The organism is Falsiroseomonas algicola (assembly GCF_011040385.1).
GTDB classification, from domain to species: Bacteria; Pseudomonadota; Alphaproteobacteria; order Acetobacterales; family Acetobacteraceae; genus Falsiroseomonas; species Falsiroseomonas algicola.
The window spans coordinates 1-6,138 of record NZ_JAAIKB010000037.1; the positions used below are offsets into that span (position 1 = coordinate 1).

General features: G+C 55.0%; 4 protein-coding genes. All 4 read right to left on the reverse strand.

The features are described from left to right. Window positions 1-248: 248 nt before the first annotated feature. The gene (locus G3576_RS30710; RefSeq protein ID WP_164698295.1) at window positions 249-569 is read right to left on the reverse strand and encodes a hypothetical protein; all 321 of its coding nucleotides are present in this window, start codon (window positions 567-569) and stop codon (window positions 249-251) included. Window positions 570-663: 94 nt separating this feature from the next. Next, entirely contained in the window at window positions 664-5,211 is a 4,548-nt protein-coding gene (locus G3576_RS30715) for a glycosyltransferase family 4 protein (RefSeq protein WP_164698296.1), read from the reverse strand. Between the two features lie 268 nt (window positions 5,212-5,479). After that, on the reverse strand, window positions 5,480-5,812 hold the full coding sequence (locus G3576_RS31395; protein WP_207623122.1) for a transposase: 333 nt from the start codon (window positions 5,810-5,812) through the stop codon (window positions 5,480-5,482). A gap of 35 nt (window positions 5,813-5,847) precedes the next feature. Next, window positions 5,848-6,138: UPF0149 family protein (locus tag G3576_RS30725; protein ID WP_164698297.1), on the reverse strand; the 291-nt coding region annotated here is incomplete at its 5' end.

Genomic DNA, 6,138 nt, shown 5'->3' on the forward strand with positions numbered 1-6,138 from the left:
TCGAGCCGCTCCCGATCCCCCGGCCGCAGCCGGACCTCAACGCCTTCCCTCATGCACCAAGACTCGCAGGTCCAGGCCACCATGGAAATCATCAACGTCGATCAATCCACTAGGTGCTTCATCTGATCATGAGTCAGTTGAAACAGATCGTGCGCCATGACCTTTCTCCTGGCGCGTTGAATCCGAAACCAAGCCGATCACGCAAGCCCTCCACGCGCCCTGAGCTTCGCAGTAATCTTCCCAAAAGTTTACTTTTGTTTTTGTTTGATAATAATGCGCCTGACCAATACTCCGAGGACACGCTCATCGTCGCCAGCGCCTACGGATTTAGGCGAAATACCTCCAATGCGGGATATCGTTAAGTCGATCTTACCACTTCCTTTGCTGTGCCGGTAGAATTCCGCCGACTGCCAGTGAAAATTATCATCGGTAAACCGCCATTCGTGTTGATCGCTTTCGTCCAACAGCGCAAGCACTGAAGCGACGCCAGTCCATAGCGTCCCATACACTCGCCCTTCCAAAGATAGTTCAAAAACACCTGCCGCATCTCGGGGCAGCGGCAACAGCACTCGAGCACGCGATGCATCACTCCATGTCCCAACTACCTCAGGTGCAGACCAACCGTTTCTCCCGGAGGTCAGCGCATTACCACCAATTGTGAAATCAATAACGCTCCCCTCCAATTCCACAAGGGGGGGGCGAAATCAATCCAGAAATAGAATTTTTTGATCGTATTGCTCTAGCGGGCCACACCATTTTCTCGCCGGCGATATTGCTGGCATTGATTTCACGGGTCGGCCGGCTTACAACGTCCATCATTTGGTCAGTCAGTTCGATCTTCTGTATGATGAAGTTGCTCGTGGTAGTCCGGTCTTCCAGCGGAGTAATTGAAAAATCGAGATTAATGAAACCACCCGTGTCCACTACAGAAGGGCTTAAGGCGATCGAAACATCTCGAACTTCGTCATTGCTTAGCGACACCATCTCCAGCAGTTTGCCGGCACTACTAATTTCAAGATCGAGCTTATTATTTGTTCCAGGCGCGGGCAAGATTGTTTGAGAAGATAAAGACAGTGTAAGCGTGCCGTCGCGTGACGGTAGGCGGAGTGAAAGGCTGGCAGTCGTTGCAAGCGCTTTGATTCCACGGTCTGGCAGAACCTCCCACGCAGCACCAAGTCGATCGCCGACATTACCGATGCTCGCAAAATTTTCGAAGCCCTCACAATTCCAAACTAGCGCTTGGCATTGCAGCGCAGATAGGCTTATCTCGCGCACAGAATGGATCCGTATACGATTCCGCAACGGTCGGTGCGTGGTGAACGAGTGTGCAATAAAATCCATGACAATCGGATCGCGTTTAGAGCGAACTGCACTGGGTATAGTTACGATTAGCCTAGTTCTGGCGTGACGAGATACGCGATAGGTTTCGAAAAAGACGCTATTGACAATTAGTGACGCGCCATCCGCAATTGGCTCGGCGAGATTTGTGGATAGTACAATTTCCAATTCAAGCGGATATTCGAGATCATGGCGCGCTTCCACATACGCGCGTTCGCCAGCGATCGAAACGTGAGAGCCGAAGTCGGAGCCGTGCCGCGGTTGACCCATTAATGTTTCAATACTAGACACGTTCGAAATCAACGACAGTGCAAAACAGCACACGCCCAGTCCGGCTGCGGCAGTGTCTAGTTGGATTTCCAGAGCGAGTCCGGAAACGCTACTGGGCTGTAAGACCGCATATCTCGTCGTAAAGCGATCACCGGTCAGGTGCCATGTTGCGATCGCCTTCCCTGCGACGCTGACCGTGACCGTGGACTCTCGAAGTTCGTCTGGTGTACGTAGCAACGCGCAAAAGACGAGTGCGCCCACTGCCGGTTCAGTCAGTCGAAATTTTACTGTGCTAGAAGACGTTCGCATCGCCGCCCCCCAGGGCTCGGGTGTCGACCATCCTCGACCGAGACGAAAGCCTGGGCCCGAAAACTGTCCTAGTCGAACCACCGTGCCGAAAGCGTAACCTCCAAAATCTGCGGCAGACCGCCGCTCACGGGTAGATGGTGCTTCCACTACCTCGATAAGGTCTTTGGCAGCATGAGCCCACGAATGCGGCATGTAACCGAGTCGAATCTTTTCGCGCGCCGCCTCGCGTGCAGCCTCACTACCTAAATAGAAACTAATTCTCGCCGCCCAACCAGTCGGATCTAACGGGTCGAGCCGTTCTACCAATGACTGGTCAATTTCACGAACTGACGGCAAATCTGATGCCAAGCAGATCGAGCCAAGACGCAGACTTTCGGCGACGGGCAAGCCCCATCCTTCAGCGAATGACGGGTAAACAGTTAGCAGAGACGATTGATACAGCCAATGAAGAGTAAGGTCGTCTACGTCCTCTAAAAGCCGAACGAGGCCGTTCAGACGAGGGTCTTTGGTAAGTGCGTCCGCTGTCTCTTTTCCGTTCCAAGCCACCCCGCCCACTATGATCAATAGGGGACAGTTTGATTTCATTTCATCGACAAGGCGCAGCCAGACCTGGTAGAGTAACCCGTAGTTCTTCCGGGCGTGAATTGCCCCAACCGCCAAGACGAATTTCACATCGCGAAGGGATTCTTGGATGGAATCACTAACAAATTCGCCGTCCGCGGAGTCTAATTCGTCTCCTTCACGAAAGATTTCGATGGGCAAGTTGGCCAGCGCGGGATGGCCAGCACCGAGCGCAACTCGAAGCGCTGTCGCCGTCGCTTGAGAAACAGCGACAACGCTTGAAGAAACTGAGAGTAGTGACAATAGGTTCTCTCGAAACACGGGGGTATAATTTTCGGGATACCAATGCGGAAAGCTAAGAGGAAAGCAGTCATGTAATACCAACGTTAACCTCAAATCTAGCGTATCCACAATATTAGCTATTGTGAGAGTGTACCTGGTGTTTTGCATCCATGCGCTACCGACAACTATCAACCGCCCCCCCCTGCTCTCTTGAAGGACGGGCAGATGCGCGTCGTCATACGTTTCGAGCTCTCGGCTGGCGGTGCCAGCATAGACTGAAGCATTTGATATGGGCACCATTTGCTCAGTTTTGTCGTGCCATGCAACAAAGCGGAGTCGTCCGGCTAGGACGCTCCCAAGATGACGCGCTATTTGAGCCTCTACGCGGGGTATGCCAGTCCAGCGGCCACCGTGATTGGCGAGCGTTGTTATGTCGTATAGAACTAGAGGTGGCGTCGTTGGGATATGGCTGGAGCCAGGTTGAGGCTTAGCGTGAATACCAGGAATTTTCTCCTTTTCTAATAGGCCATTATAGAGATGACGAGTGGCCTCTACATGGCGCTCCCAGGAGTAGCGTTTCCGAAAAAATTTTATTTGCGCGTTGATTTCATGTTTGCTTCTCACTCTTTGGCTTTCGTGGAGAATGGCCTCCTTCAGCGCTAAAGGGTCGCTTGGATCGACGTACGTCGCCCACTTGCCAAAATATTCACGTTCGCCGCGTCCGTCAGTGAGGATTAGCTTGCAGCCAACCGACGCCGCCTCAAGCGCTGCCAGCGGACCACCTTCCGCCCAGCTTGGGAGTGCAAATATTTGCGCCCCGGCGAGAGCGGACCAAAAAAGCGGCGAATCGTTGTCCAGCCTGTCGATGATAATGAGTCCATCCCAACGATATAAATCGATCAGTCTTCGGTACTCCGGATGAGTGGAGTGCCCTATGAGCACCAGCGGAATATTTGTCTCGCGCAGGGCGAGTACGAGGGCTAGTTGATTTTTCCGAGGCTCCAGGCGGCCTATACACAGAACATAATCAGAGATACCGAATTGCTTTTCAAATAGTGATTTGGCTGGCGGGCTAGTTGGTGTGTTGGCTGGGTTGGGTACGATCTTTGTATGGTGAGGAAGCGTAACGCCAAGCGACGATAGCGAGTCCCTTTCTGCTTCAGAAAGAAAGATAGCTGCATCGACAAGCGAAAACATTTCTTTCAGATGTGCAAAATAACCTGGAACAGGTTCGGGTTTGCGATCGGAGGCACGAACTATGGCCCGTAGCGACCGGATTTCTGCAAAGCTTGCAACCGCTTCCGCGACCGAGTTGCTCGCCTTGAGGGCGGAGAGCAGACGCGTCTCCCATAACAATTGATCGGATAGTTCTAGGAAGATAGGGGAAAAAACGACGAGTGACCCGGCTGCTTTCGCTTCGCGAAGTGCATCTAAAGCGCTGCTCGAAGACCAGGCATTGAAAACATGAACGATATTAGCATATCCAGAATGCTCCAGAGACACATCATAACCGGCCCACCGAAGACGCTTGGCAAGAATGGGAATCCGCACGGATGGCCCGCCTAGCGAATGCCGCTCAGGCCCGTGGCTTCGCAAGGTTATTTTGACTTTTTGGGTGGATGTGGCATTTACTTGCGGAATGCCGAGACCTCGACCTATCGAACTAACGAGCTGACTTCCAGCAATTGTTAACCACGACCGTAATCCACATTCCCTAGCCAGTCTTGTGAATAAGGTGTCGTGCTTCTCAGCCCAGGATTCCCACGTCCGTCCAGAGACGCTTGCCCGCAACTGAAGTTTTTTGTCTAGTAGTCCGGTCAGCACGCGACGCAGATCATCTACATCGCCAGTACGGAATTCGACATGCGGATACTCGGGGATCCACCCAATTGGCGGCGCAATAACAGGCGTCCCACATGCAAGCGCCTCGATGACGCTCATGGGCCCCGCTTCTTGCAAAGAGGGCACAAGAAGATAATCAAGTGAGCGGTAGAATGCCGGAAGATCTTCTTGCGGCAAGTGGATGCTGCGTCCTGGCCAACCGCTACCAGTGAACTCCCACTCGATGCCAGGTATATCCATCACTTGGGCGACTAGATGCTCGCCTTTGCGCCCGGTGTGATAAGTGCGCCCAACAACGCCGATCTTCAGTCGGGCATCAAATTTTCTCAGATCGACACCCGGGGCGATAACAACCGCATTCGTTATGCCAGCCGACGCCAGCTGCTTCTGGGACGGCGCGGAATGACAGACGCATGCGTTTACCGAGCGGGCAATTCTGAAGAAGCGGTCTTTTGCCTCGGATGCGTTCTCAATATGAGTGAAAAATGCAGCATCCGCTCTTCCCTCACGACCCCGATAAGCCGAATAGTTCAGATAGTAATTTATCTCTGTGGATGGGGCCGTCACCACGTCGGCATAAGAAAGCCGTTGCGCAAGCTCGTTCGCCATCTGCTCCAAGACCCAACCTCGGTCTGCAAGCACAATACTCACTCGCACTGCGTCACTCCGTTCAGCTCCCGATAGCGGTTGTAGATTGGTGGTCGCGCTTCGGCCAGGAGTAACGTGTGAGAGCTCTGCGCCCGCCGTGCGAAGCAAGGCTGCCCTGCTTAGGTCGCGTGGACACACCTGATCCATAGGCGGATTGAGGCGAGGGCGGCGAATCCGAGGAAGCTGTCGGCGGTCTTGTCGTAGCGGGTGGCGACGCGGCGGCTGTTCTTCAGGCGGTTGATGAAGCATTCGATGCGGCGGCGGAGTGCGTAGAGGGGACGGCTGACACTGTGCTGGACGTGGCGGTCCGCTTCGTCGGGATCTCCGGCACGGCGCCACGGTCGCGCAGGTCCTGCCGGATCGGATCGCTGTCGTAGCCCTTGTCGGCGACCATTATGGCGGGGTCGCTGCCGCGCACGTCCATCAGCGCGTCGTAGTTTGCGCAGTCGGCCTCCTCGGCGGTCACGTGCAGGGCGATGGGCAGGCCATGCGCGTTGCAGCGGATATGAAGCTTGCTCGTGAAGCCACCTCGCGAGCGCCGTAACCGTTGTCTGGACCCCACGGCGAACGTGGCTTGACGGTGCGGCGAAGGCTGGTTCAGCGCGGCGATTGATGGCGGCGCCAGTAGTCGCGGATGCGGCAGACGGCTTCAGGGATGTGGTGGTAGGCGCGGCCCACGTGGTCGCGGACGTCCGGCGGTTGTCCGGCCATCAGCTTCTCGACCTCGTCCGCTTCCGAGCAGGCGATGATGGGCAGCATGAGGCCGACATGGTCGTTGCGCTCGAACATGGGTCGCCAGGCGACCGGCCAGCGCTTGACCGCGAACATGAAGCCCGCGGCCCAGGGCTGGGCGAGGACGGTGCCGTCGTCGGTGCGCATGTAGATGGG

Bases quoted from the DNA above. Each gene is read 5' to 3' on its own strand.
- G3576_RS30715 (WP_164698296.1), bottom strand. From the start codon at position 5,211: ATGGCGAACGAGCTTGCGCAACGGCTTTCTTATGCCGACGTGGTGACG.